21 protein-coding genes are annotated in these 21,288 nt (G+C 70.2%); 6 read left to right on the top strand and 15 right to left on the bottom strand.

From position 1 onward, the window contains the following. Positions 1-474: 474 nt before the first annotated feature. From ACWEV3_RS09595 to ACWEV3_RS09585, 3 genes are read right to left on the bottom strand one after another with little or no spacing between them, the layout of a single operon-like run. Positions 475-774, bottom strand: a complete 300-nt coding sequence (locus ACWEV3_RS09595; protein ID WP_452613428.1) for an AtuA-related protein — start codon at positions 772-774, stop codon at positions 475-477. After that, on the bottom strand, positions 761-2,068 hold the full coding sequence (locus ACWEV3_RS09590; protein ID WP_452613427.1) for an acyclic terpene utilization AtuA family protein: 1,308 nt from the start codon (positions 2,066-2,068) through the stop codon (positions 761-763). Before ACWEV3_RS09590 ends, ACWEV3_RS09595 begins: the two co-directional genes overlap by 14 nt. Then, the gene (locus ACWEV3_RS09585; RefSeq protein WP_452613426.1) at positions 2,068-3,339 is read right to left on the bottom strand and encodes a CitMHS family transporter; all 1,272 of its coding nucleotides are present in this window, start codon (positions 3,337-3,339) and stop codon (positions 2,068-2,070) included. The genes ACWEV3_RS09590 and ACWEV3_RS09585 overlap by 1 nt, the downstream gene beginning before the upstream one ends. 91 nt (positions 3,340-3,430) lie before the next feature. Here ACWEV3_RS09585 and ACWEV3_RS09580 point away from each other — a divergent pair, with 91 nt between their 5' ends. After that, positions 3,431-4,354, top strand: coding sequence for a LysR family transcriptional regulator (locus tag ACWEV3_RS09580; RefSeq protein ID WP_452613440.1), 924 nt, complete (start codon positions 3,431-3,433; stop codon positions 4,352-4,354). A 12-nt stretch (positions 4,355-4,366) separates the two neighbouring features. Here ACWEV3_RS09580 and ACWEV3_RS09575 read toward each other — a convergent pair whose 3' ends face one another. From ACWEV3_RS09575 to ACWEV3_RS09565, 3 genes are all read right to left on the bottom strand, one after another. Continuing rightward, the gene (locus ACWEV3_RS09575) at positions 4,367-5,056 is read right to left on the bottom strand and encodes a demethylmenaquinone methyltransferase (protein ID WP_132492356.1); all 690 of its coding nucleotides are present in this window, start codon (positions 5,054-5,056) and stop codon (positions 4,367-4,369) included. Positions 5,057-5,160: 104 nt separating this feature from the next. Further along, positions 5,161-5,649, bottom strand: a complete 489-nt coding sequence (locus ACWEV3_RS09570; protein WP_452613425.1) for an N-acetyltransferase family protein — start codon at positions 5,647-5,649, stop codon at positions 5,161-5,163. 84 nt (positions 5,650-5,733) lie between these two features. Next, on the bottom strand, positions 5,734-6,858 hold the full coding sequence (locus tag ACWEV3_RS09565; RefSeq protein WP_452613424.1) for a glycosyltransferase family 4 protein: 1,125 nt from the start codon (positions 6,856-6,858) through the stop codon (positions 5,734-5,736). 198 nt (positions 6,859-7,056) lie between these two features. On the opposite strand from ACWEV3_RS09565, the gene ACWEV3_RS09560 reads away from it, so the two are divergent. Continuing rightward, the gene (locus tag ACWEV3_RS09560) at positions 7,057-7,917 is read left to right on the top strand and encodes an inositol monophosphatase family protein (protein ID WP_358492196.1); all 861 of its coding nucleotides are present in this window, start codon (positions 7,057-7,059) and stop codon (positions 7,915-7,917) included. A 3-nt stretch (positions 7,918-7,920) separates the two neighbouring features. On the opposite strand, the gene ACWEV3_RS09555 is transcribed toward ACWEV3_RS09560, so the two are convergent. From ACWEV3_RS09555 to ACWEV3_RS09545, 3 genes are all read right to left on the bottom strand, one after another. Next, on the bottom strand, positions 7,921-8,517 hold the full coding sequence (locus ACWEV3_RS09555; protein WP_452613423.1) for a hypothetical protein: 597 nt from the start codon (positions 8,515-8,517) through the stop codon (positions 7,921-7,923). 191 nt (positions 8,518-8,708) lie between these two features. Next, the gene (gene paaC, locus ACWEV3_RS09550; protein ID WP_452613422.1) at positions 8,709-9,584 is read right to left on the bottom strand and encodes a 1,2-phenylacetyl-CoA epoxidase subunit PaaC; all 876 of its coding nucleotides are present in this window, start codon (positions 9,582-9,584) and stop codon (positions 8,709-8,711) included. Between the two features lie 176 nt (positions 9,585-9,760). Further along, a complete protein-coding gene (locus ACWEV3_RS09545) occupies positions 9,761-10,258 on the bottom strand; it encodes a DUF3592 domain-containing protein (RefSeq protein ID WP_452613421.1) in 498 nt (165 codons plus the stop codon). 88 nt (positions 10,259-10,346) lie between these two features. Between ACWEV3_RS09545 and ACWEV3_RS09540 the strand changes: the two genes are divergently transcribed. After that, positions 10,347-11,645, top strand: coding sequence for an isochorismate synthase (locus ACWEV3_RS09540; RefSeq protein WP_452613420.1), 1,299 nt, complete (start codon positions 10,347-10,349; stop codon positions 11,643-11,645). 4 nt (positions 11,646-11,649) lie between these two features. Here ACWEV3_RS09540 and ACWEV3_RS09535 read toward each other — a convergent pair whose 3' ends face one another. The 3 genes from ACWEV3_RS09535 to menD form a co-directional block, all read right to left on the bottom strand. Beyond that, positions 11,650-13,149, bottom strand: a complete 1,500-nt coding sequence (locus tag ACWEV3_RS09535; RefSeq protein ID WP_452613419.1) for a M1 family metallopeptidase — start codon at positions 13,147-13,149, stop codon at positions 11,650-11,652. A gap of 369 nt (positions 13,150-13,518) precedes the next feature. Next, positions 13,519-13,758: a DUF3885 domain-containing protein gene (locus tag ACWEV3_RS09530; protein WP_452613418.1), complete on the bottom strand. Its 240-nt coding sequence runs from the start codon at positions 13,756-13,758 to the stop codon at positions 13,519-13,521. Positions 13,759-13,891: 133 nt separating this feature from the next. Beyond that, positions 13,892-15,562 (bottom strand): 2-succinyl-5-enolpyruvyl-6-hydroxy-3-cyclohexene-1-carboxylic-acid synthase, encoded by a 1,671-nt coding sequence (gene menD / locus ACWEV3_RS09525; protein ID WP_452613417.1) that lies wholly within the window; start codon positions 15,560-15,562, stop codon positions 13,892-13,894. A gap of 134 nt (positions 15,563-15,696) precedes the next feature. Here menD and ACWEV3_RS09520 point away from each other — a divergent pair, with 134 nt between their 5' ends. The 3 genes from ACWEV3_RS09520 to ACWEV3_RS09510 all read left to right on the top strand — a co-directional run bounded on the left by ACWEV3_RS09520 (position 15,697) and on the right by ACWEV3_RS09510 (position 19,017). Then, entirely contained in the window at positions 15,697-16,620 is a 924-nt protein-coding gene (locus ACWEV3_RS09520) for a 1,4-dihydroxy-2-naphthoyl-CoA synthase (protein ID WP_358392197.1), read from the top strand. A gap of 281 nt (positions 16,621-16,901) precedes the next feature. Further along, entirely contained in the window at positions 16,902-18,092 is a 1,191-nt protein-coding gene (menE, locus tag ACWEV3_RS09515; RefSeq protein WP_452613416.1) for an o-succinylbenzoate--CoA ligase, read from the top strand. Positions 18,093-18,144: 52 nt separating this feature from the next. After that, positions 18,145-19,017 carry a 1,4-dihydroxy-2-naphthoate polyprenyltransferase gene (locus tag ACWEV3_RS09510; protein WP_452613415.1) on the top strand — a complete coding sequence of 291 codons (873 nt, stop codon included), beginning with the start codon at positions 18,145-18,147 and terminating at the stop codon, positions 19,015-19,017. Positions 19,018-19,143: 126 nt separating this feature from the next. Here ACWEV3_RS09510 and ACWEV3_RS09505 read toward each other — a convergent pair whose 3' ends face one another. From ACWEV3_RS09505 to ACWEV3_RS09495, 3 genes are read right to left on the bottom strand one after another with little or no spacing between them, the layout of a single operon-like run. Beyond that, the gene (locus tag ACWEV3_RS09505) at positions 19,144-19,710 is read right to left on the bottom strand and encodes a DUF3558 family protein (RefSeq protein WP_452613414.1); all 567 of its coding nucleotides are present in this window, start codon (positions 19,708-19,710) and stop codon (positions 19,144-19,146) included. Positions 19,711-19,744: 34 nt separating this feature from the next. Beyond that, the gene (locus ACWEV3_RS09500) at positions 19,745-20,848 is read right to left on the bottom strand and encodes a PLP-dependent cysteine synthase family protein (protein WP_452613413.1); all 1,104 of its coding nucleotides are present in this window, start codon (positions 20,846-20,848) and stop codon (positions 19,745-19,747) included. Next, positions 20,845-21,147, bottom strand: coding sequence for a DUF4229 domain-containing protein (locus tag ACWEV3_RS09495; protein WP_235883979.1), 303 nt, complete (start codon positions 21,145-21,147; stop codon positions 20,845-20,847). The genes ACWEV3_RS09500 and ACWEV3_RS09495 overlap by 4 nt, the downstream gene beginning before the upstream one ends. Positions 21,148-21,288 lie beyond the last annotated feature (141 nt).

Below are 21,288 nucleotides of genomic sequence, written 5' to 3'. Positions count from 1 at the left end.
CACTAACCAAAACAGTCCGCTGTTGAGTTCTCAAAGAACACACCCACACCATCACCCAACCCCTAAACCAGGGATCGAAGCTCCGGGGAGCATTTCCTCGTTTTCGCTTTCGTGTTTACCACTGTAGAGCATCGTGATTTCCCGTGTCAAACCGGGGGGTTCGCTTTCTCAACCGACCCAATTCGTTATCTTTCGGGACCACTTGGCTCTTCAGTTATCAACACGCGTAAGCGTTTCGCTTTATCAAGTCTTGCCTTTCGGGCTCGCCCACTCTACCACTCAGTCGTGGGAGCTTGGTTCGCGACCCCGCGTCAGGCTCGGCCCGGTTTTCCCGGCCCGTGTCGCTCTGACTTGGATAAATTTACACACCCCCGAAACCCCCCTTGCAACCACCCCCCTTTAAACGTCTTGGAGGCTCATCGACAGGCCGTTCGTCTGCGAAAACGGGCTTGTCGCCACTCCAGATGCGCCTTCTCAGAGGACCAGCGACAGGAGACGGGAACTCAGGGACTTTCCGTGGGTGTCGAGGGCCAGCGATGTAGTCACCCCGCCGTCGAGCGCTTGGCGGCAGGTGAACTGCAGCCCGCACAGGTTCGGGAGTTCGTAGCGCAGCACCTCACCCCGGATGTGACCGGCGAGGTGCTCCCGGACCCGCTCCGCCGTGACCTCCCGGACCAAGAAGGAGAAGTCGTCGTCGCGATAGGGGAACAGCGACAGCGTCGAGGTATCCCCCTTGTCGCCCGCCCGGCAATGGGCGATTTCATGCAGCAGCATCGTCTGCCTCCAGCACCGTCACCCGCGTCTCGACGTCCGATCGGGGAATGAGCGCCGACACGATGCCGATCACCTCGCGGACATCGGCGCGAACACCGCCGCCGCCCGCCGGCCCGTTCGTGTAGAGCGCTTCGACCTCGTGGCACACGACCTCGGCCGCCGTCGGATCCGGCGCCATCGCCGCCACCCGCAGGCGGCACTCATCCGTCGGCTCGCCCGAGTCCCTGAGCGCGCCGAGAACTTCCGCCCTGATGCCCAGTCCCGTGCCGCGCAGCCTGGTGGTGACCACATCCGCTGCCAACCGTGCCCGGCCGGCGGCGTTCGGCCCGGCGTAGCTGATGCCGCACTCCGCCCGGTACCCGGCGCGATAGCCGACGCTCACCTTCAACTCGGCAGGGCGGGCCTGACCGGCGGCGCCGCTGATCCGGACCCGGTCGGCGCCGGTCTCCTCCGCGTGCACCGGGCGGAAGTCCAACACCACGTCGGGAGTGCGGTAGCCGGTCGGGTCGGTCACCTCGTAGAGCAGCTGCTCGCGCACCGTCGCCGTGGAGACGACGCCTCCGGTGCCCGCGAGCTTGCCGATGGTCGCAGTGCCGTCCGATGCCACTTCCGCGAACGGGAACCCCAGCTCCGCCAGGCCCGGCACGTCCTTCACCCCGGGGTCGGCGAAGTAGCCGCCGGTCACCTGCCCCGCGCACTCCAGGACGTGCCCGACGAGCGTCCCGGCCGCGATCCGCGGCCAGTCGTCGAGCTCCCAGCCCAGCCGGTGCGCAAGCGGCGCGACGAACAGCGACGGATCCGCGACCCGACCGGTCAGCACCACGTTCGCCCCGGTGTCCAGCGCCGGAAGCAGCGCGTCCGCGCCCAGGTAGGCGTTCGCGGAGACGACCGCGCCGTGGTCGGCGAGCGGGACCCCGTCCTCCAGCGCCGGAAGCCGCAGGTCGAGCCGGTCCAGCACGTCGTCCCCGGTGACCACTGCGATCTTGCCGCGCACGCCCAGGTCCACCAGCAGGTCACGGGTGACCTCGCCCGCCGCCGAGGGATTCGCCGCGCCCATGTTCGTCACCACCCGCACGCCGTGCTCGACGGCGACCGGCAGCAGCCGCTCGAAGCGCGCACGCAACCGCGGGTCGTAGCCGACCGCCGGGTCGCGCAGCTTCCGCTGCTGGCCGAGCGCGATGGTGCGTTCTGCCAGGCATTCCAGGACCAGGTCGTCCAGGCGGGCTCGCGCTGCGAGGTCCACCGCCGGTCCGATCCGGTCGCCGGCGAACCCGGCTCCGCTGCCGATGCGCATCACAGCACCCCCGTGACCAGCGCGACTGCGGTCATCACCAGCGTCGTGCCGAACGCCCACTTGAAGATGAACCGCTGGTGGTCGCCGAGGTCGACCTTGCTCATCCCGAGCAGGATGAACGTCGAGGCGGTCAGCGGGCTGAGCGGGAAACCGGTGGTCATCTGGCCGAGGATCGCGGCCCGCCCGATGGCGGCCGGATCGCCGCCGAGCGCCGCGGTGGTCTCGGCGAGCACCGGGACCACGCCGTAGTAGTACGCGTCCGGGGTGAACACCAGGCTGAACGGCATGCTGGTGATCGCGGTCGCCACCGGCAGCAGCCCGGCGGCGGAGTCCGGGACGACCGACACCAGGCTCTCGGCCATCGCCTTGATCATCCCGGTGCCGGTCATGATCCCGGTGAACACTCCGGCGGCGAAGATCACCGCGACGACCAGCACCACGTTGTACGCGTGCTTGGTCAGCAGTTCTTGCTGGCCCTGCCAGGACGGCCGGTTGATCAGCAGCGCCGCCAGGAAGGCCAGCAGGAAGAGCACTTCCAGGTCCGCGAGCTGGGCGAGCAGGCACACGACGAGCACCAGCGTCAGGGCCGCGTTGGTCCAGTACCGCACCCGGTCGGTCCCGGTCGGACGGGCGCGGTCCGCGACCGCCACCTCGATGACGCCGAGCCGCTTCCGCTCCGCGCGGCCGATCAGGTAGGCCGCCAGCAGCACCCAGAGGATTCCGGCCAGCATCGCAGGGAGCACCGGGAGGAACAGCTGGCTGCTGTCCAGCTTCAGCGCGGCCATCGCACGGGCCGTGGGGCCGCCCCACGGCACCATGTTCATCACGCCCGCGGCCAGGCAGATCACGCCCGCCAGCACGATGCGCCGCATGCCCAACCGCTGGTAGATCGGCAGCAGCGCGGACACCGCGATGAGGAACGTCGACGCGCCGTCGCCGTCGAGCGCGACGAGCAGCGTGAGCAGCGCGGTGCCCAGCGTGATCTTCAGCGGATCGCCCTTGGCCCAGCGCAGGATGCGGGTCACCGCCGGGTCGAACAGCCCGGCGTCGACCATCAGGCTGAAGTAGAGCACCGCGAACGTGATCATGATGGCCACCGGCGCGACGGTGATCAGGCCGTCGGCGATCAGCGAGCCGAGCCGGCCGCCGAAGCCGCTCGCCACCGCGGCGGCGATGGGCACCAGGGTCAGTGCGAAGAGCACCGAAACGCGTCGGGACAGCACCAGGGCCAGGAAGACCCCGATGGTCAGGAACCCACTCGCGGCGAGCATGCAGCACCTCCGTTGCCGGACGGACGTACTGTGATCCGCGTCGCTCATGCACGTCAAGCAAGAGTTGCTGATAGATTAATGCGTCGTGAGCATGGATCTGACGCTTCAGCAGCTCCGGCTGGTGCTCGCCGTGCACGACGCCGGCAGCTTCACGCTCGCCGGCGAGCAGCTCCACCTGGCGCAGTCGTCGATGAGCCGCACCGTCCGCGAAGTGGAGCGCAAGCTCGGCATCACGCTGTTCGAGCGCACCACGCGGAACCTGGTCATCACGCCGGAGGGCAGCGAGTTCTGCCGGGTGGCGCGGCGCGTGGTCGAAGCCTTCGATGCCGGGATCAACCACTTCGAGGGGTTCCTGGCCGGCAGCCGCGGCCGGGTGCGGATAGCGGCGCTGCCGTCGCTGGCGGCGATCCTGCTGCCGCCCGTGGCCTCCGCCTACCGGGCTGCGCACCCCGAGGTCGAACTGTCCATTGAGGACGGCATGTCGGACGAGGTGCTGCAGCGGGTCCGCAGCGGCACGGTCGACCTGGCCGTCACGGTGGTGCCCGAACCGCTGCCGGACCTGCAGGTCCGGCCGATCGCGACCGACCGGTTCTGCTGCGTTTTCCCGCCGTCGCACCGGTTTTCCGAACACCGGCGGCTCGACTGGGCGGACCTCGCCGGCCAGCCGCACATCGCCTTCGACCCGACCAGCAGCATCCGGCAGCACGCCGAACGCGCCTTCGCCGCTGCGCGGGTGCGCCCGGACGTCGTGCTGGAATCGCGGAACATCACCACCGTCGCGGGGCTGGTCGCGGCCGGCCTCGGCGTGGCGGTGATGCCCGGGCTGGTGCTGCCGCTGGTCCAGTTCGCCGGGCTCGAACACCGGGCGCTCGGCGACCCCGAAGTCCGCCGCCGCATCGCAGTGGTCCGCGACCCGCACCGCCCGCTCGCCGCGGCATCGGAAGCGTTCATGACCGCGATCGGCCAGGCCCAGCACTCAGCCGAGGCCGCGGCGCCGGAGACGATCTGGCTCTGAAGCCACGAGGGATCAGGAGGGCTTGACCGCGCGGTGGACGGCGACGACGCCGCTGGTGAGGTTGCGCCACTGCACGCCGCTCCAGCCGCTCTCGGCGATCAGCTCCGCCAGCGCGCGCTGGTCCGGCCACTCGCGGATGGACTCCGCGAGGTAGACGTAGGCGTCCGGGTTGGACGACACCGCTCGGGCGATCGGCGGCAGGGCCCGCATCAGGTAGTTCATGTAGATCGTCCGGAACGGCTGCCAGGTGGGCGTCGAGAACTCGCACACCACCAGCCGACCGCCGGGACGAACCACCCGCAGCATCTCCCGCAGCCCGGCGGCCGTGTCGACCAGGTTCCGCAGCCCGAACGAGATCGTCGCGGCGTCGAAGGATTCGTCGGCGAACGGCAGCCGGAGCGCGTCCGCCGCGACCATCGGCACGCCTCGATCCCGGCCGACCGACAGCATGCCCAGCGAGAAGTCCGCGGCCACGCACCACGCGCCGGAACGGGCGAACTCCACCGTCGACACGCCGCTGCCCGCCGCCAGGTCGAGCACCCGCTCGCCCGGCTTCGGAGCCAGAGCCCGCCGGGTCACTTCCCGCCAGCGCCGGTCCTGACCGAAGGACAGCACCGTGTTGGTCAGGTCATACCTGCGCGCGACGCCGTCGAACATCGCGGCGACCTCGTGAGGCTTCTTGTCCAAACCGGCCCGAGACACACCCGAAGAGTACGTGGCGGGATCAGCGAGATCACCAGCACGCCCATCAAGTCCGCATTGCGGAATTCCTATTCCACCTCCCTTCCCTCGATGCCTGGCCACGCTCAGGAACCGGACCGCAACTCGATTCGCAGGCGCTCCCCGAACTGCCCTGCCTTCTGAGGGTGCGGCTCCCGCCGCCCCGCCGGACTGAATCCGATGCGCTCGTAGAAGCGCCGGGCAGCCGAGTTCCCGTCGAAGACCCACAACGCCACGGAGGCCGCACCCCTGCTCCGCGACCACGCCAAGACCGCATCGACCAGGACTTCCGCGACGCCCTCGCCCCGCCACGCCCGGTCGACCCACATCGCCTCGAGCCGGTACTCCGCCCAGGTCTTCGTCGGCACCGCCGAGACGACACCCACGGCCTCCTGCCCAGCCCAAGCCACGAACCACGGGCCGCGGTCGAGCCGCTCCCGCCAGAACGCCATCGGCCGCGCCCGCTCACCGTCCAAAGTGGAACCGAATGCGGCGGGATCCGCCGCGAGCGCGCGCAGCCGCACCTCCCGCAAGGCGGCCAGCTCGCCCTCGACCACCTGACGAACGGAGATCACGCCACTCATGATGAACGGGAGAAGTGTTGTGGCGCAACGGATTTATTGCACCGGGCGCGATGGGTTCGCCGGCGATTGAGCCCGTCAGGCGGCCAAGGGCTCCACGCGCGTCGCGACCTCGGAGTAGTGCCCGATCAGCTGCTGGCACAGCGCGGGCCAAGTACGCCCAGCGACGGCGACACGCGCTGCCTCGCCGAACCTCGCCCGCAGCTCCGGGTCGCGCAACTCCGCGACGGCGGCGCGCAGCGCCTCCGCGTGCACAGCAGGATCGTCGGCCGGCAGCAGATAACCCGTGCGGCCGTGGTCGACGAGATCCCGGGGCCCGCCGACATCCGGGGCGACGACCGGCACGCCTGAAGCCATCGCCTCCTGCACCGCCTGGCAGAACGTCTCGTGCGGCCCGGTGTGCACGAAAACATCCAGACTCGCGTAGATCCGTGCCAGCTCGTCGCCGGTCCGCTGCCCGAGGAAAGCCGCACCCGGCAGCGCCGCACCGAGGTTCTGGCGTTCCGGACCGTCACCCACGACGACGAGCCGCACGCCCGGCATCTCGCCCAGCGCCGCCAAACGCTCGATGCGCTTCTCCGGCGCCAACCGCCCGACGTACCCGACGAGCAGCTCGCCGTTCGGCGCCAACTCGCGGTGCAGATCCTGATCCCGGCGGTGCGGCGAGAACCGCTCGGTGTCCACGCCCCGCCCCCACCGGTGAACGCGCGGAACTCCGTGCTCCCGCAACGTTTCCACGGCCCACGTCGACGGGGCCAACGTCCGGTCGGCGGCACCGTGCAGGCGGCGGATCCAGCGCCACGCGGCGCGGGCGGTCAGGCCCAGGCCGTACGACTCGGCGAAGCCCGCGACGTCGGTCTGGTAGACGGCAACGGTCGGGACGCCGATCCGCCTGGCAGCGGCCAGGCCGCGCGCCCCGACGATGAACGGCGACGCCAGATGCACGACATCCGGGCGGAATTCCTGCAACCCGCGCAGCAACCGGCGCGTCGGGAAGCCGATCGGCAACGATGAGACCAGCGGCAGGTCCATCGCGGGCAGCCGGATCACCGGGAAACCCGCGTACTCCTCCGGGCCCGCTCCCGGCGCGATCACCAGCGCCGCATCACCCCGTCGCCGCAAGTGCTCCAGCACTCGTAGCACGGAATTAGTCACCCCGTTGATTTGCGGCAGGAAGCTCTCGGTCACGATCGCTATGCGCACGCGGCACACCGTGACGGCTCGGACCGGCGAACAGTCGACCGCAACGTGACAGCACCGCCAACGCCAACCGAAGAGCACGCCAACTCGCCGACCGGACCACTCGCCGCGTGCGGCAACTCGCAATCGTGACCTGTAACTCCACAACCGGTCACCTGAGTGTTGCACTCCGGTCACCCACCGCACGGAGCCTGGGACGGCATGACGGTCCTGCCCTCCCCGCCCGCGCAGATCGACCCCGCCCTGGTTTCGCGGGCGTTCGAAGTCGCCGGCCGACTCGCGAACGATGCCGCAGACGTGATCATCGCGACCGCGGGCCGGGGAGCGCGCCCCGAGCCCACCGAATCACCGTTCGACTGGGTCACCGACACCGGTCGCACCCTCGAACGGCACACCCGCCGGATCCTCGCCGACGAGTTCCCCGGAATCCCGGTGTTCGGCGAAGAATTCGACGCTGCGCCCACCACCGTCGCAGAGCACTGGGCCGCTCGCGCCGGTTCCGCGCGGTTCCGCTGGTCGGTCGACCCGGTCGACGGCACCGCCAACTACGTGGCGGGCCTGCCCTGGTGCGCCTACAGCCTGGCCATGCTCGACGAGCACGGGCCGGTCGTCGGGGTGGTCGCCGATCCGTACCGCACGCAGATCTACGCCGCGGCCCGCGGCCGCGGCATGCGCGCCAACGGCACCCCGGTTCGGCTGCCCGTGCAAGGCGAAGCGCGCGGCGGCATCGTGTGCACGGAGCTGACCAAGAACGGGCCGTGGCGCGGCATGGACCGGTTCATCACGAACGCCGCGAGCGCCCAGGTCGGGGTCCGGCTGCTGGGCTCCCCGGCGCTGGCCATCACCCAGGTCGCGCTCGGCCACGCGATCGCCGCGGTCCTCGACTCGTACGAGGAGTGGGACGTCGCGGGCGCGCTCGCGCTGGCCACCGAATCCGGCGCCACCGTGCTGGACCGCCGCGGCAGCACGACCGCGCTCCCGCTGGACGGGCTGCTGGTGGCCGCGCCCGGCGTCGCCGCCGATGTGCACGACTGGTGGCGGCAGGCCACCGAACGGAGCTGATCGTCAGGCGGCCGTCATCAGCGCGCGGGCGGGAGCCGAACCCGGGGGCGGACCGAACACCGCCGACATCGGCCGCAGCAGCGGGAACTGATCGCGCAGCACCAACACCTGCTCGTGGACCCGGCTGAGATCGGGTGCGGCGACCAGTTCCACGACCGCCTCCAGCACGTGATCGGTGACCATCCCGAACCTGGCAGCGGCATCGTCGAGCTGGCTCTGCACCCGGCCCACCACGGCGTCGTCCCGCGACTCGCTGCCCTCCAGGCCGCGCCCCAGCTCGGAAAGCGCCCGAACGTTCGGCAATTCCGCGTCCATCCGCCGGACCACCGTCTGCAACTGGTGCCGGGCCTGCGTCGAGGACACCGCGTCGACGGCCCGAGCGGCTCGGTGCACCGCCTGCTCGCACCGCTGGACCTCGTTCAGCCACTTGTCCGGCACGGGCGACGGGGACGCGACCGACTGCGTGGCGGGCGGCACAACGGCGGATCCGGCGGTCGCTTTGGCTCTCCGCCTCCGGGCGCAGAAGACGGCCGACATCACCCCAGCCCCGCACGCTCCCGCGATCAAGGCGACCAGCACCTGCACCCAGATTCCGTCCATGTCGAGTTGTGTCCTTCCGCTTCGCCGAAGAGGCATCCGAACCGGTGTCCCGCCCGCGGTCACCGGTCCGACGTTGTCGACCGGACCGAAGTTCCCGAGCGCCCCCCAGATCACTTTGCGCCTGCCAGGCCCCGGAGTTCTTGGGGGAAAGTACTCAATCTGATCGCCTGTGCCGCAGCTCTCGGACCTGATCAGAGCTGCGCCGCGGATCTGGCCAGGTACTGCATGTCGGCGAGCAGGAATTCCATGCCGCCGGTGTGCTCCCCGTCGCGGCCGCCGGGCCGGACGAACCCGCCGAACTCCGTCGGGTCCGGCCGCTCCAGGCGGGCCACCGAGAGCACCTCGTCCAGCACCTCGCTCACCTCGCCGCGCACCACCGCCGGATCGACCCCGCAGCCGGCATCCGCCAGCCGGGCCTCGACCGGGTGCGGCGTGAACAGCTCGCCGGTCATCGGCCACACCCGCTGGAACCCGCCCGTCATGCGCCGCGCCGAGGCGGCGTTCGCATCGCCGAGGCGGATGACCCACTGCGCGGCGTGGTCGCGGTGCCTCCTCAGGCCTGCGAGGGATCGTGCGGCCAAGGTGGCCAGCACGGCGTCCCGGCTCCGCATCAGCCGTTCGAACACCGCCACCCGCCACGCGGTGTACAGCAGCAGCCGCGCGATGGTGGCAGAGAAGCCGCCGTCCTGCCCCGGCCCGCAGTCGATCTCGACCAACCGCACGTTGCGGAACTCCGCTGCGGTCCGGAAGTACGCGAGGCTGTCCTCGCCCCGCCCTGCGCCTTCGACCTCACCCGCGCGGTGCAGCAGGATCCTGGCTTCTCCCAGGAGATCGAGCGCGATCGCGCCGAGTGCCGCGGCCTCTTCCAGCTCCGGGGCGCGGACTCCCCACTCGGACAACCGGTGCGACAGGACCAGCGCATCGTCGCCGAGCATCAGGCAGTACTGCGCGAGATCCAGAGCGGACGCACCACCCGGAACCGAACGATCCACAGTGGACATCGAAGGTGCGCCGAGCACCCACTGCTGCACATCCGACGCACTGGACTGCACTTCAGACGTGTTCATGGCGACCTCGCAGACGCGGGCCGGCGGCCAGTCGGCACGTGCGAACCGCTTCCCCCATGAGCAGGTCCACATCGGTCGTGCGAATCCGCCGCTAGCCCCCTTACGGCGGGGAAACCAGTGTCACACCACCCGACCGGATTAGGGAAGCCTGATCAGCGGCACAAGGGACCAAGGACTCATCGCGCGGTCGGCCGCCGGAGCAGCCAGTACACCGGCAGCAGCACCGCCCACAGCACGGCGAGCGAGCTGGACACGGGCAGCAGCGAAAGGGTCATGTTGCGGCCGGCCACGCGCACCAGATCCGGGTTCCGCGAGTCGTACTCGACCCGGACCAGCTGCCCGGCCTGCAAGTCGGCCGGGTAGAGCACGCCGTTCGGCGGGATGTAGACGCGGCCCTCATCGGTGTTGAAGCGCACCACGGTCCGGGTCAGCGAGGTGTCCACCACCTCGGCCACCGCTTCGCCCTTGGACTCCTCGATGGTCCGGTCGTTGATGAAGCACGCACCGACGATGGACAGCCCCATCACGGTCAGCAGTAGGCCGAACACCAGCACGCCTCGCGCCGTACGCGCTCGCCCCCGACGACGGGGCGGCACCGCAACCGGCTGGTCACCGTCCGTACTGGTTTCGGTCACCGAGTCGGCCGCGTTCTGCGCCACCGCATCGCTCGCCACGGTGACCGATTGTAGGCACCCCGTCGGCGGCCACGCGCATGCCTTCGGTGCCGCCCACCTGTTGGCGAGCGACGCATACCCTCCAGGAGTGGCGACTACACCCAGGCTGCTGACGGCGCGAACCCGAAGGCTCGAAGCGGGCGACCCCCGATACGACCGGCCCCTGCTGGAACTGCTGCCGAGCGACTCCGTGCTCAGCTGGGTCCGCGACGGCTCCGGGCTCGTCGGCTGGGGCTGCGCGGCCCGCCTGGACGTTGCCGGTCCCGACCGCTTCAACCGGGCCGACGACTGGTGGCGAGAGCTCTGTCACCAGTTCGAGGTCGACGACTCGGTCGGGCTGCCCGGCTGCGGTCCGGTGGCGTTCGCCAGCCTGGCCTTCGCCGACGAGCCCGGGCACTCGGTGCTGATCGTGCCCGAGGTCGTCATCGGGCAACGGGACGGCGTGCGCTGGATCACCACGATCGGCGACGGCTCCACCGAACACCCGCCGGTCGAGCCCGTGCACCCGCCCGGCACGGTGTCCTACAGCGACGGGCAGCTGTCCGCGACCGGCTACCGCCAGGCCGTGGCCGAGGCCGTGCACCGCATGCGGCGAACCGGCGACCTGGACAAAATCGTGCTCGCCCACGACCTCCTGGCCAGCACCTCCGAGCCGCTCGACACCCGGTTCCTGCTGAACAACCTCGCCGCCCGGTACCCGACCTGCTGGACGTTCGCCGTGGACGGCCTCGTCGGCGCCACTCCCGAGCTGCTGCTCGAACGCGAGGGATACGAGGTGCGGTCCCAGGTGCTGGCCGGCACGGTTTGGCCGCGAGAAGGACACACCACCGAGCAACTCGCCGCCGAGTTGATGTCCTCCGCGAAGAACCGCAGCGAACACGCCTACGCGGCGGAGTCACTGGCGGTTCGCCTCCGCCCCTTCTGCAGCGACCTCACGGTGCAGAACGAGCCGGAGGTCCTCCGCCTGCGCAATGTCCTGCACCTCGCGACGAACGTCGAAGGCAAGATCAGCGACAGCGGCACCCGCGATGGCGACGCAACGCTGCTGCGCATGGTCGCCGCGGTGCATCCGACGGCCGCGGTCGGAGGAACCCCGACCGATGACGCCGTGCGGGCGATCAGCGAGCTGGAAGGGATGGACCGGGGACGCTACGCGGGGCCGGTCGGCTGGCTGGACGGCAGCGGCAACGGCGAGTTCGCCGTGGCGCTTCGCTGCGCCCAAGTGGAAACCGCCGCCGCACCCGGCACCGAGGCCGAGCGCGGCGGCGGCAGGATCCGCCTGTTCGCCGGGTGCGGAATCGTCCCCGAATCCGACCCCGACCAAGAGGTCGCGGAAGCGGAAGCGAAGCTGCTCCCGGTCCGCGAAGCCCTCGAAGGCGTCCGCTAGCGAATCAGTGGTCGTGCAGCAGGGCGTGGGTGCGGTCGATCTCCGCCACGGCCTTCGGCGGCGCCACCGCAACGCGGGTCGCGCTCACCGGCACGCCCGTCGCCTCGCCGACCGGCGGCCTGCCCTTGGTGAACAACCAGGTGTTGAACAGCTCGTCGAGCTGCTTGCCGGAGCGCTGCTCGGCGAGCGCGATGAACTCCTCGATCGTGCCGGTGGAGTAGCGCTTCTCCGACACCCAAGTCCGGATGATGTCGAGCAGGGCCTCATCACCGACCACGTTGCGCAGGGCCTGCAAGGTCATCGCGCCCCGGTCGTAGACCGCGTCGCTGAACACTTCCTCCGCGCCGGGTTCACCCGGCAGGACCTGCCAGAACGGGTCGTCGGCCGGGTGGGACGCGTAGTAGTGGTCGAACAGCTCCTGCGCGGTACCGGTGCCCTTCGCCTCCGACCAGAACCACTCCGCGTAGGACGCGAAGCCTTCGTTCAGCCAGATGTTGCGCCAGGTGTCCACCGATACCGAGTCGCCGAACCACTGGTGCGCGTTCTCGTGCACGACCACCGAGGTGTTCGCCCCGTTCCGGAAGAACAGGTGGCTGTAGGTCGGCCGGGTCTGGTTCTCCAGCGCGAAGTTCAGCCCCTCCGAGGAGACCAGGCCACCCTGCGCCTCGAACGGGTAGTCACCGAGCAGCCCGGTGAGGAACTCCACGACCTCCGGGGTGCGCTCGACGCTGGCCTTCGCCGGGCCCGCGAACTCGCCGAGGTTGTCGGAGTACGCGGTGACGAGCGGCTGCCCGAACGCGCCGGTCTTGGTGCTGATCTCGTACTGCCCGACGCCGATGAACGCCAGGTAGGTGGCGGTCGGCTTCGTCGTGCGCCACTGCCAGGTGGTCCAGCCCGCGAGGCTGGCGGTCTTGGTGTTCACGCCGTTGGACACCACCTCGGTGCCGTCCGGCACCGCGACGGAGACGTCGAAGGTCGCCTTGTCCCTGGGGTGGTCGTTGCTCGGGAACCACCAGGCGGCGATCTCCGGCTCCCCGACCGCGAGCGCACCGTCGGAGGTGCGGATCCACGGCTTCAGGCCATCCACCTCGACCGTCGACGGCACGCCCTCGTACTCGACGACGAAGGTCGCGAGGCTCCCCTCGGGCAGCGCCTCCGACGGCGTCACCGTCAGCTCCGAGCCGTCCTGCGAGAACTGCGCGGGCGCGCCGTTGACCCGCACCGACTTGGTGGGCAACGCGAAGTCCAGGTTGAACGCCGTCAGGTTCTGCGTCGGCTTCGCGACGATCGTCGTGGTGCCCTGCAGATGGTCGTCCGCGGGCTGGTACCGCAGCTGGATGTCGTAGTGCGAGACGTCGTATCCACCGTTGCCGTAACCGGGGAAGTAGTCGTCTCCCGCACCGGGCACCCCCGGTCCGTCACTGCCGGCCAACGCCGGTGTGGCGAGCAGAGCCGTTGCGCAGCACGCCGCCGCCGTGGCTCGCAGGCCGTGTCGTCGAAACACCTGCCACCTCCTCGAACATCATGGTCGCTAGGAGAGTAAGGAGGCTCTCATCGACCAGGCATGTTTTCGGATCACAGGTTTTTCCCACAGTGCAGCGAAAATCCGCGAACGAATGCGGCGGGAGCACCGGCTACGGCCGACCGACCTCCCCGATCTGCGGATAAATACCCACCTTTCGAGCGACACCGGTCGCCCCGGCCTCGCCCGACGAACGTGTGACGCCGATTGCCCAGATTGCAGGGCAGATCGAATCCCGAGCGGTGAGAACACCGGTGCGCAGCCGGAACAGCCGTGCTAGATGCCCGGGAATCTTCCGTCTCGGGGCGGCGATGTCCCAGGGCCCGCACGCACGACCGACCACCGCAGGTTTCACATGTCGCGCGGACACCGACGATTCACGACGAGCTCAGAAACCTCCGGATGGCTGGAAAGCCAGCGCGCATGGTGCCGGAGCACGTCACGTTCGGCGGTGGTGGGCAGCAGGACGTCCGAGCCGCCGTCGTAGGGGTGGTGAATCCGCTCCAGGCACGAATCGGCGATCATGACCCCTCCGCTGACGTCGTCCGCAACGGAACGAAGCAGGTCATCGACAGCGCCGCGCCGCCACACGATCCGGCTAGGCGTGCTTCAACTCGCGGGCAGGCGGAGGGTGCTGCGGCCAGCGTCGTTGCCAGAGCCCCAAGAGGTCGCAACCAGCCACCCGCGCACGGTATCCCCGCAGACTGGCCGACAAGCCCTGTCGTCAGCCGAGCAGTGCCGTGCGGACTGCGGCCAGCAAGCGCTGGTGCACCGAACGCAGCGCGGTGCGATCCGCCCGCACCTCGACGACGCGCAGGCCCGGCCGCCACTGCAGGGCAGCGGTGAGCTCGGATCGCTCGCGCACCAGCACGTGGTCGACGCCGTGCGCCGCGCAGAGCTTGCCGATGTCGGTTCCGTGCGGCGTGGCGAAGACCCGCTCGAAGGCCTCCCGGTGCTCAGGGCTTCCCTGTTCCAGCAAGGCGAAGATGCCGCCGCCGTCGTCGTTGAGCACGACGATCGTCAAGTCCGGCCGCTGTTCGTACGGCCCCAACATCAATCCGTTGCTGTCGTGCAGGAAAGTCAGGTCGCCCAGGAGCGCGTACGCCGGTTGGCCGTGCGCGACCGCGGCGCCGATCGCGGTCGACACCGTGCCGTCGATGCCGGCCACACCCCGGTTCCGGTGCACGACCACATCGGACCGCTGCCGCGCGGCCAAAGCGACGTCGCGGCTCGGGTTCGACGAACCCAGGACCAACAGCGCCTGTTCCGGCAACGCATCGACGACCTCGCGCGCCACCGCGGCACCGCTCGGCCAGCGCTCCAGATCGAGTGCGGCGTGCAGTGCCTCGGACGCCTTCTGGTCGGCGTGCTGCCACGCCGTGAGCCACTCGGGATCGACATCTCCCGGCGCGGCACCGAAAGTCTCCGCGACCTCCCGCAAGTTGTGCGCCGGAGCAGCCCAGTCCACCCCACCGTGCGCGAGCAGCACCTCCACGCCGGTATCCGCCAGCAATTGCTGGACCTGCCGGAAAACCGTCGGGCGACCGACGCACAGCACCTGCTCGGGCCGGTGCTCCTGCATGAACTCGGGCAGGTTCAGCAGCCACATCCCGGTGCTGATCGCCGCCGAGCCACCGACACCCACGCCACCGGATTCCGCCAACACCGGCCAGCCGTACCGATCGCCCCACTCGCCGGCTTTCTCGGCACCCCAGTCGGCGACGAGCACGAGTCCGCGCCGCGCATGCACCCGGGACAGTTCACTCGGCGCCTGACCTCGCTCGGAGACGTCCGTCCACCGTGCATCGCCCGGGCGGCCGGCCAGCGACTCGCACCACTGCTCGTCCCCGTCCGGCACCAGTGGCTCCCGGAACGGGATGTTCAGGTGCACCGGGCCGCCTCGCCCGCCGCCGGCCGCGGCGTGCCAGGCCCGGCACATCTGGCTTCGCCAGTACGCGTTCTGCCCTGGCCGGCTCTCGGCGACCGCGAGCTCGTCGAACATCCGTACCTCGGCGCCGAACAGCCGGTGCTGATCGATGGTCTGGTTGGCACCGGCCGCGCGCAGCTCCGGCGGGCGGTCCGCGGTCAGCACGATCAGCGGGACGCCCGAGTGGTATGCCTCACTGACCGCCGGATGCAGATTCGTCGCCGCGGTACCGGACGTGCAGACCACCACGACCGGCGACTGCGTCCGCGACGCCAGCCCTAACGCGAGAAAACCCGCGCTGCGCTCGTCGATGCGAACGTGCAGCCGTAACCGCTCTGCGTGCGCGGCTCGGTACAGTGCGTAAGACAGAGGTGCGTTGCGGGACCCCGGGGAGAGCACCACCTGCCGCACCCCGTTGCGGACGAGCTCGTCGACGATGACCTCAGCCTGGGCCGTGGACGGATTCAACCGATCACCTCTGAACATCGCTTGCGAACTCCGGCCGAGGGGGCCATGGTCCCTCTCGCCCTCGTTCGCGCAAGCGCCGGGCAGCTGCGGGGAGGCCCCCGCGCTGAACGCCTGCTGCGCCTATTGTCCCAGGTGTGCAGAATCCCCGTGTCTCTGAGCTGTTCGATCCGGCTTTGTGGGAGCCCGTGGCGGGCTTCGACTTCACCGACATCACGTACCACCGCTGCGTCGAGGACGGCCCCGGGAAAGGCACCGTGCGCATCGCGTTCGACCGCCCGGACGTCCGTAACGCCTTCCGCCCGCACACCGTCGACGAGCTGTACCGCGCCCTGGACCACGCGCGCATGACCAGCGACGTCGGCTGCGTGCTGATCACCGGCAACGGCCCGTCCACCAAGGACGGCGGCTGGTCCTTCTGCTCCGGTGGCGATCAGCGGATCCGCGGCCGTTCCGGGTACCAGTACGCCGACGGCGAGACCTCCGACACGGTCGACCCGGCCCGCGCCGGACGGCTGCACATCCTCGAGGTGCAGCGGCTGATCCGGTTCATGCCGAAGATCGTCATCGCGGTCGTGCCGGGCTGGGCCGCCGGCGGCGGGCACAGCCTGCACGTCGTGTGCGATCTCACGCTCGCCAGCGCCGAGCACGCCCGCTTCAAGCAGACCGACGCCGACGTCGGCAGCTTCGACGGCGGCTTCGGCTCCGCCTACCTCGCCCGCCAGGTCGGCCAGAAGTTCGCCCGCGAGATCTTCTTCCTGGGGCGGCCCTACACGGCCGAACAGGCGCACCAGATGGGCATGGTCAATGCGGTCGTCCCGCACGACGAGCTGGAGGCCACCGCGCTGCAGTGGTCCCGCGAGATCAACGGCAAGTCCCCGACCGCGCAGCGCATGCTCAAGTACGCGTTCAACGCCATCGACGACGGGCTGGTCGGCCAGCAGCTGTTCGCCGGCGAGACCACCCGCCTCGCCTACATGACCGACGAGGCCGTCGAGGGGCGCGACTCCTTCCTGCAGAAGCGGACCCCGGACTGGTCCGCCTTCCCCTGGTACTTCTGAGCCGCCGGGACCGGTTCCGGGCGGGCCCGCACCGCTTGCTCCGGCGCGGGACCGGTCTCGTCCGCCATCGCCCGCAGGCGATCGGCCGAAGAGGTCCACCAGCAGGTCGGCCGGGCACACCAGCACGATCAGAACCATCATTTCCTCGACTCCTTCCAAGCGCGTACCAATTTCATCGGCCAGGAATTCGAACACTTGATCGCTAGAACAGGTGATCGAGTGTCGAAGTTCTCGCCGCGGCCGCGCGGTCCCCGAGGCCGGTGCTCCCCGACAATGGGCAGATGCCGAACGCCCGCGACCTGCAGCCGCTTCCCGTGCCACCCGGATCCGGGGCATTGGCCGTGCTACCTGCTCTGACGCGGGCACTGCACGGTGACGGGCCGGCCCTGCTGCCGATCGCCGCCGGAGACGCGGCGGAGTCCCGCCGACTCGTCGCCGCCCTCGCCGACGGCGCACCGCTGACCACCGCCGAGGACCACCCCGACGACCCGACGGCGCTGGTCATAGCCACCTCCGGCTCCACCGGCACACCGAAGGGCGTGCTGCTCCCGGCGTCGGCGCTGCGCGCTTCCGCCGAAGCCACCCACCGCCGCCTCGGCGGCCCCGGCAACTGGCTGCTGGCGATGCCCGCTCACCACGTCGCGGGCATCCAGGTCCTGGTGCGGGCACTGCTGGCGGGCACCAGCCCGCACGCCGTCGACACCTCTGCCGGGTTCCGCCCCGACGGGTTCGCGGCAGCGGCCCGGCAGGTGCTCGCCGCAGATGGCCCGCACTACACGGCCCTGGTACCAACGCAGCTGTCCCGGCTGCTCGACGCGGGCGGGGATGGCCTTGCCACGCTGCGGAAATTCGACGCGGTGCTGCTCGGCGGCGCCGCCACACCACCGGCCTTGCTGCGCCGGGCCCAGGACTCCGGTGTGCGGGTCACCACGACGTACGGGATGAGCGAGACCTCTGGCGGCTGCGTCTACGACGGACGACCGCTGGACGTCGCGGAGGTCCACGTCGACGGGGCGACCGGGCCGATCCTGCTGGCCGGACCGATGCTGGCCAGGGGATACCGGCATCAGCCCGATGCGCCGGCGTTCGCCGACGGCTGGTTCCGCACCGGCGACCTGGGCCGGTGGCGGGACGACCGGCTGGAAGTCCTGGGCCGCGCCGATGACATGATCATCAGCGGCGGGGTCAACGTGGCGCCGCTGCCGGTCGAGCGGGTCCTCACGGAACAGCCAGGGGTCCGCGAGGCGTGCGTACTCGGCGTGCCCGATCAGGAGTGGGGGCAGGCAGTGGTCGCCGCCGTCGTGCCCGCGGATCCGGCCGCCCCGCCTGCCGAGGACGCGCTCCGGGCCACGGTGCGCGAGCGGCTCGGCGCGGCTGCCGCACCGAAGCGCATCGCCTTCCTCCCGGAGCTGCCGCTGCGCGGGCCTGGGAAGCCGGATCGGCGCGCGTTGGCGACGCTGCTCGTTTCCTGAATCCGGGGAGGCTCTCGCCGACGGTCCTCGCGGGTGCGCGAAGATGACTCACATGGCGACTGTCGCTCAATGGATCGAAGGCGCTCGCATCCGCACTTTCCCGAATGCGATCGCACCAGTGCTCGCCGGCACCGGCGCGGCGGCGGGGATCGACGGGTTCGACCCCGTGACCGCGGTCCTGGCGCTGCTCGTCTCCATGCTGCTGATCATCGGGGTCAACTTCGCCAACGACTACTCCGACGGCATCCGCGGCACCGACGACGACCGGGTCGGCCCGTTCCGGCTGGTCGGTTCGGGTTCGGCGAGGCCGAGCGCGGTGCGTGCGGCGGCCTGGACCTGCTTCGGGCTCGCGGCCGTCGCCGGTCTCGGCGTTGTCATCCTAAGTGGACATTGGTGGCTGTTGGCCGTCGGCGCGCTCTGCATCGCCGGGGCCTGGTACTACACCGGCGGCAAACGCCCTTACGGCTACGCGGGTCTCGGCGAGCTCGCCGTGTTCGTCTTCTTCGGCCTGGTCGCGGTGCTGGGCACGATGTACGTGCAGGCCGACGCGATCTCGGGCTCCGGCATCGGCGCGGCGGTGGGCATCGGATCGCTGTCCAGCGCGGTCCTGGTGGCCAACAACCTCCGCGACATCCCGTCCGACCGCGTCACCGGCAAGCGCACCCTCGCGGTGCTGCTCGGCGATCGTGACACCCGCACGCTCTACGTCGCGCTGACGCTCGTCCCGTTCCTGATCACGGTCCTGATCGGGCTGCGGAACTCCTGGGCGTTGCTCGGCTTCCTCGCCTTGCCGCTGCTGATCGTGCCGTTGCGCGCGGTGGCAGGCGGCTCTCAGGGACGCGCCCTGATCCCAGCGCTGCGCGACACGGGCTTCGCCATGCTGGCGTGGGCGATCCTCACCGGCGTCGCCGTCGCCATCGGCTGACGTGGACTGTCGTCCGGGAACTCGTTCCCACACCGGCTGATGTGGTGCGAACGGCCTGTTCGCCTCGATAGACGAGGTGGACAGGCCGTTCGCTTCAACCGCACCGGCCAGGGCTCAGGGAACCGGTCACACCACGACGGCCGCGAGCACGTACTCCGCGACGAGCTCGGCCTTCTCGCACTGATCGGTGCTCGCTTCGCCGGCCGTCACCGAGACCTGCAGCGTCGCGCCCGCCACACCGGCGAACACGGTGCAGTCGCTCGCGCGCATCGTCCGGGTACCGCGAACGGAACCCAGCTGGACCTCGTCGCGGCCGAGCGTCGCGAAGCCCTCGGGCTGGGCGCCGATCAGCACGGAACGCCCGCCCGAACTGGCCTGGAAGGTGCAGCCGCGCACGGGCGGATCGAAGCCGATCTCCCGGAACTCCCCGCGTTCCACCGGAAACGCCAGGGCGCTCAGGTCCTCCCGCTCGACCAGGCCGCAGAGCTGGTCGGCGGGCAGATCAGCGAGCCGTTTCTGCTGTTCCGGAGGCACTTTCCGGGTGATCGACGGGCTCGCAGACTCCGTCGCGGACTCCTCCGTCGAAGTGGTCGGCGTCGGCGGTTCGGAGGTCGGCGGCGCCTGCTCTCCCGACGTGCAACCGGCCACCACGCCGAGCAACGCGACTGCGGACAGCCAACCCCAACGCCTCACCGACACACCAACCTTCCTGCGCGGGCTCCCGCGTTCAGTCTGCCCGGAACTCGCCGGTGGCGTGGAAGCGGTCCAGCACCGCGGTCGGCGCGGTCAAGTCCAGGCCTCGCTCGGCGACCCAGGCGTCGTCGTAGTAGGTGTGCGTGTAGCGCTCACCGCCGTCGCAGAGCAGCGTCACGATGCTGCCGCTGCGCCCCTGCTGGATCAGCTCCGAAACCAGGACGAAGACGCCCCACAGGTTGGTTCCGGTGGAGCCGCCCACGCGCCGTCCCAGCACCTTCTCGACCCAGCGGATCGTGGCGATCGACGCCGCGTCCGGCACCTTGATCATCCGGTCGATCGCCTGGCCGACGAACGAGGGCTCCACCCGCGGCCGCCCGATGCCTTCGATCAGCGAACCGGAGTCGCTGGTGCGGTTCGGGTCGCCGTCCCGCCAGGCGTCGAAGAACACCGAGTTCCCCGGATCCACGACGGCCAGCCTCGTGTTGTGCAGGCGGTAGCGCAGGTAGCGCCCGATCGTCGCGCTGGTACCGCCGGTGCCCGCACCGACCACCACCCACGCCGGCTCGGCGTGCGGTTCGAGCGCGAGCTGCTCGAAGATCGATTCGGCGATGTTGTTGTTGCCGCGCCAGTCGGTGGCCCGCTCGGCGTGCGTGAACTGGTCCATGAAGTGGCCGTCGAGCTCGGCGGCCAGCCGGCGGGACTCGTCATAGATCGCGCCCGGCTCGTCCACGAAGTGGCAGCGACCGCCGTGCCACTCGATGAGCGACACCTTCTCGCGGCTGGTGGACCTGGGCATCACCGCGATGAACGGCAGCCCGAGCAGGCGCGCGAAGTAGGCCTCGGACACCGCCGTGGATCCCGACGAAGCCTCGATCACCGGTGTGTTCTCAGTCACCCAGCCGTTGCAGATCGCGTACAGGAACAGCGATCGGGCCAGCCGGTGCTTGAGCGAACCAGTCGGATGTGTTGACTCGTCCTTGAGGTAGAGATCGATGCCCCACTCCGCGGGCAGCGGAAAGCGCAACAGGTGGGTGTCCGCGCTGCGGTTCGCGTCGGCCTCGATGATCCGCACGGCTTCGCTGGTCCAGCCGCGGGTCCGGGCGCAGGAGCGGTCGATGTCGAAGTTGTCGATCACTGCACGTCCGCGGTTCGCTCGCCGCGCAGCTGGGCGCGGAGTTCGGCGCGGCGCGCCCCGCGTTCGGCCATCCCGGCGGCGACCTTGCGACGCAGGCCGCCGAAGACGAGCAGCGACAACGGCATCGCCACCACGACGGCCACCGCGAGCGCGACCAGCATGGGAACGTGCACCAGGACCAGCAGCGCAGTGACTGCGGCCACCAGTCCGAGCCTGGCAAGGGTGTAGAGCGTGATGTCGCGCGTGAGGTTCGGCTGCGCGCCCTGGTCCGAGGTTGGGGCTTTCTGCTGTTCCTGCACGTCATCCAGGGTAGAGCAAGACGAGCCGGGCCCGGCCGGGCGCCTTCCGGCCGAGCCACCGCGGACGCCCGAAGCGCCGTTTTCGTCCCTTACCTTCCCTTTACCTAAACCCAAATGTTCGAGTACCTGACCATCGAGGTG

The sequence above is a fragment of the Saccharopolyspora sp. NPDC003752 genome, from assembly GCF_053605825.1.
Note: the sequence above shows the minus strand (reverse complement) of the source record. Positions and strands in the feature narration are given on the sequence as shown.

Coding starts and splice junctions, on each gene's coding strand:
- ACWEV3_RS09595 (WP_452613428.1), bottom strand. CDS start 774: ATGCTGCTGCATGAAATCGCCCATTGCCGGGCGGGCGACAAGGGGGAT.
- ACWEV3_RS09590 (WP_452613427.1), bottom strand. CDS start 2,068: ATGCGCATCGGCAGCGGAGCCGGGTTCGCCGGCGACCGGATCGGACCG.
- ACWEV3_RS09510 (WP_452613415.1), top strand. CDS start 18,145: ATGGCGACTGTCGCTCAATGGATCGAAGGCGCTCGCATCCGCACTTTC.
- menE (WP_452613416.1), top strand. CDS start 16,902: ATGCCGAACGCCCGCGACCTGCAGCCGCTTCCCGTGCCACCCGGATCC.
- ACWEV3_RS09580 (WP_452613440.1), top strand. CDS start 3,431: ATGGATCTGACGCTTCAGCAGCTCCGGCTGGTGCTCGCCGTGCACGAC.
- ACWEV3_RS09585 (WP_452613426.1), bottom strand. CDS start 3,339: ATGCTCGCCGCGAGTGGGTTCCTGACCATCGGGGTCTTCCTGGCCCTG.
- ACWEV3_RS09560 (WP_358492196.1), top strand. CDS start 7,057: ATGACGGTCCTGCCCTCCCCGCCCGCGCAGATCGACCCCGCCCTGGTT.
- ACWEV3_RS09555 (WP_452613423.1), bottom strand. CDS start 8,517: ATGGACGGAATCTGGGTGCAGGTGCTGGTCGCCTTGATCGCGGGAGCG.
- paaC (WP_452613422.1), bottom strand. CDS start 9,584: ATGAACACGTCTGAAGTGCAGTCCAGTGCGTCGGATGTGCAGCAGTGG.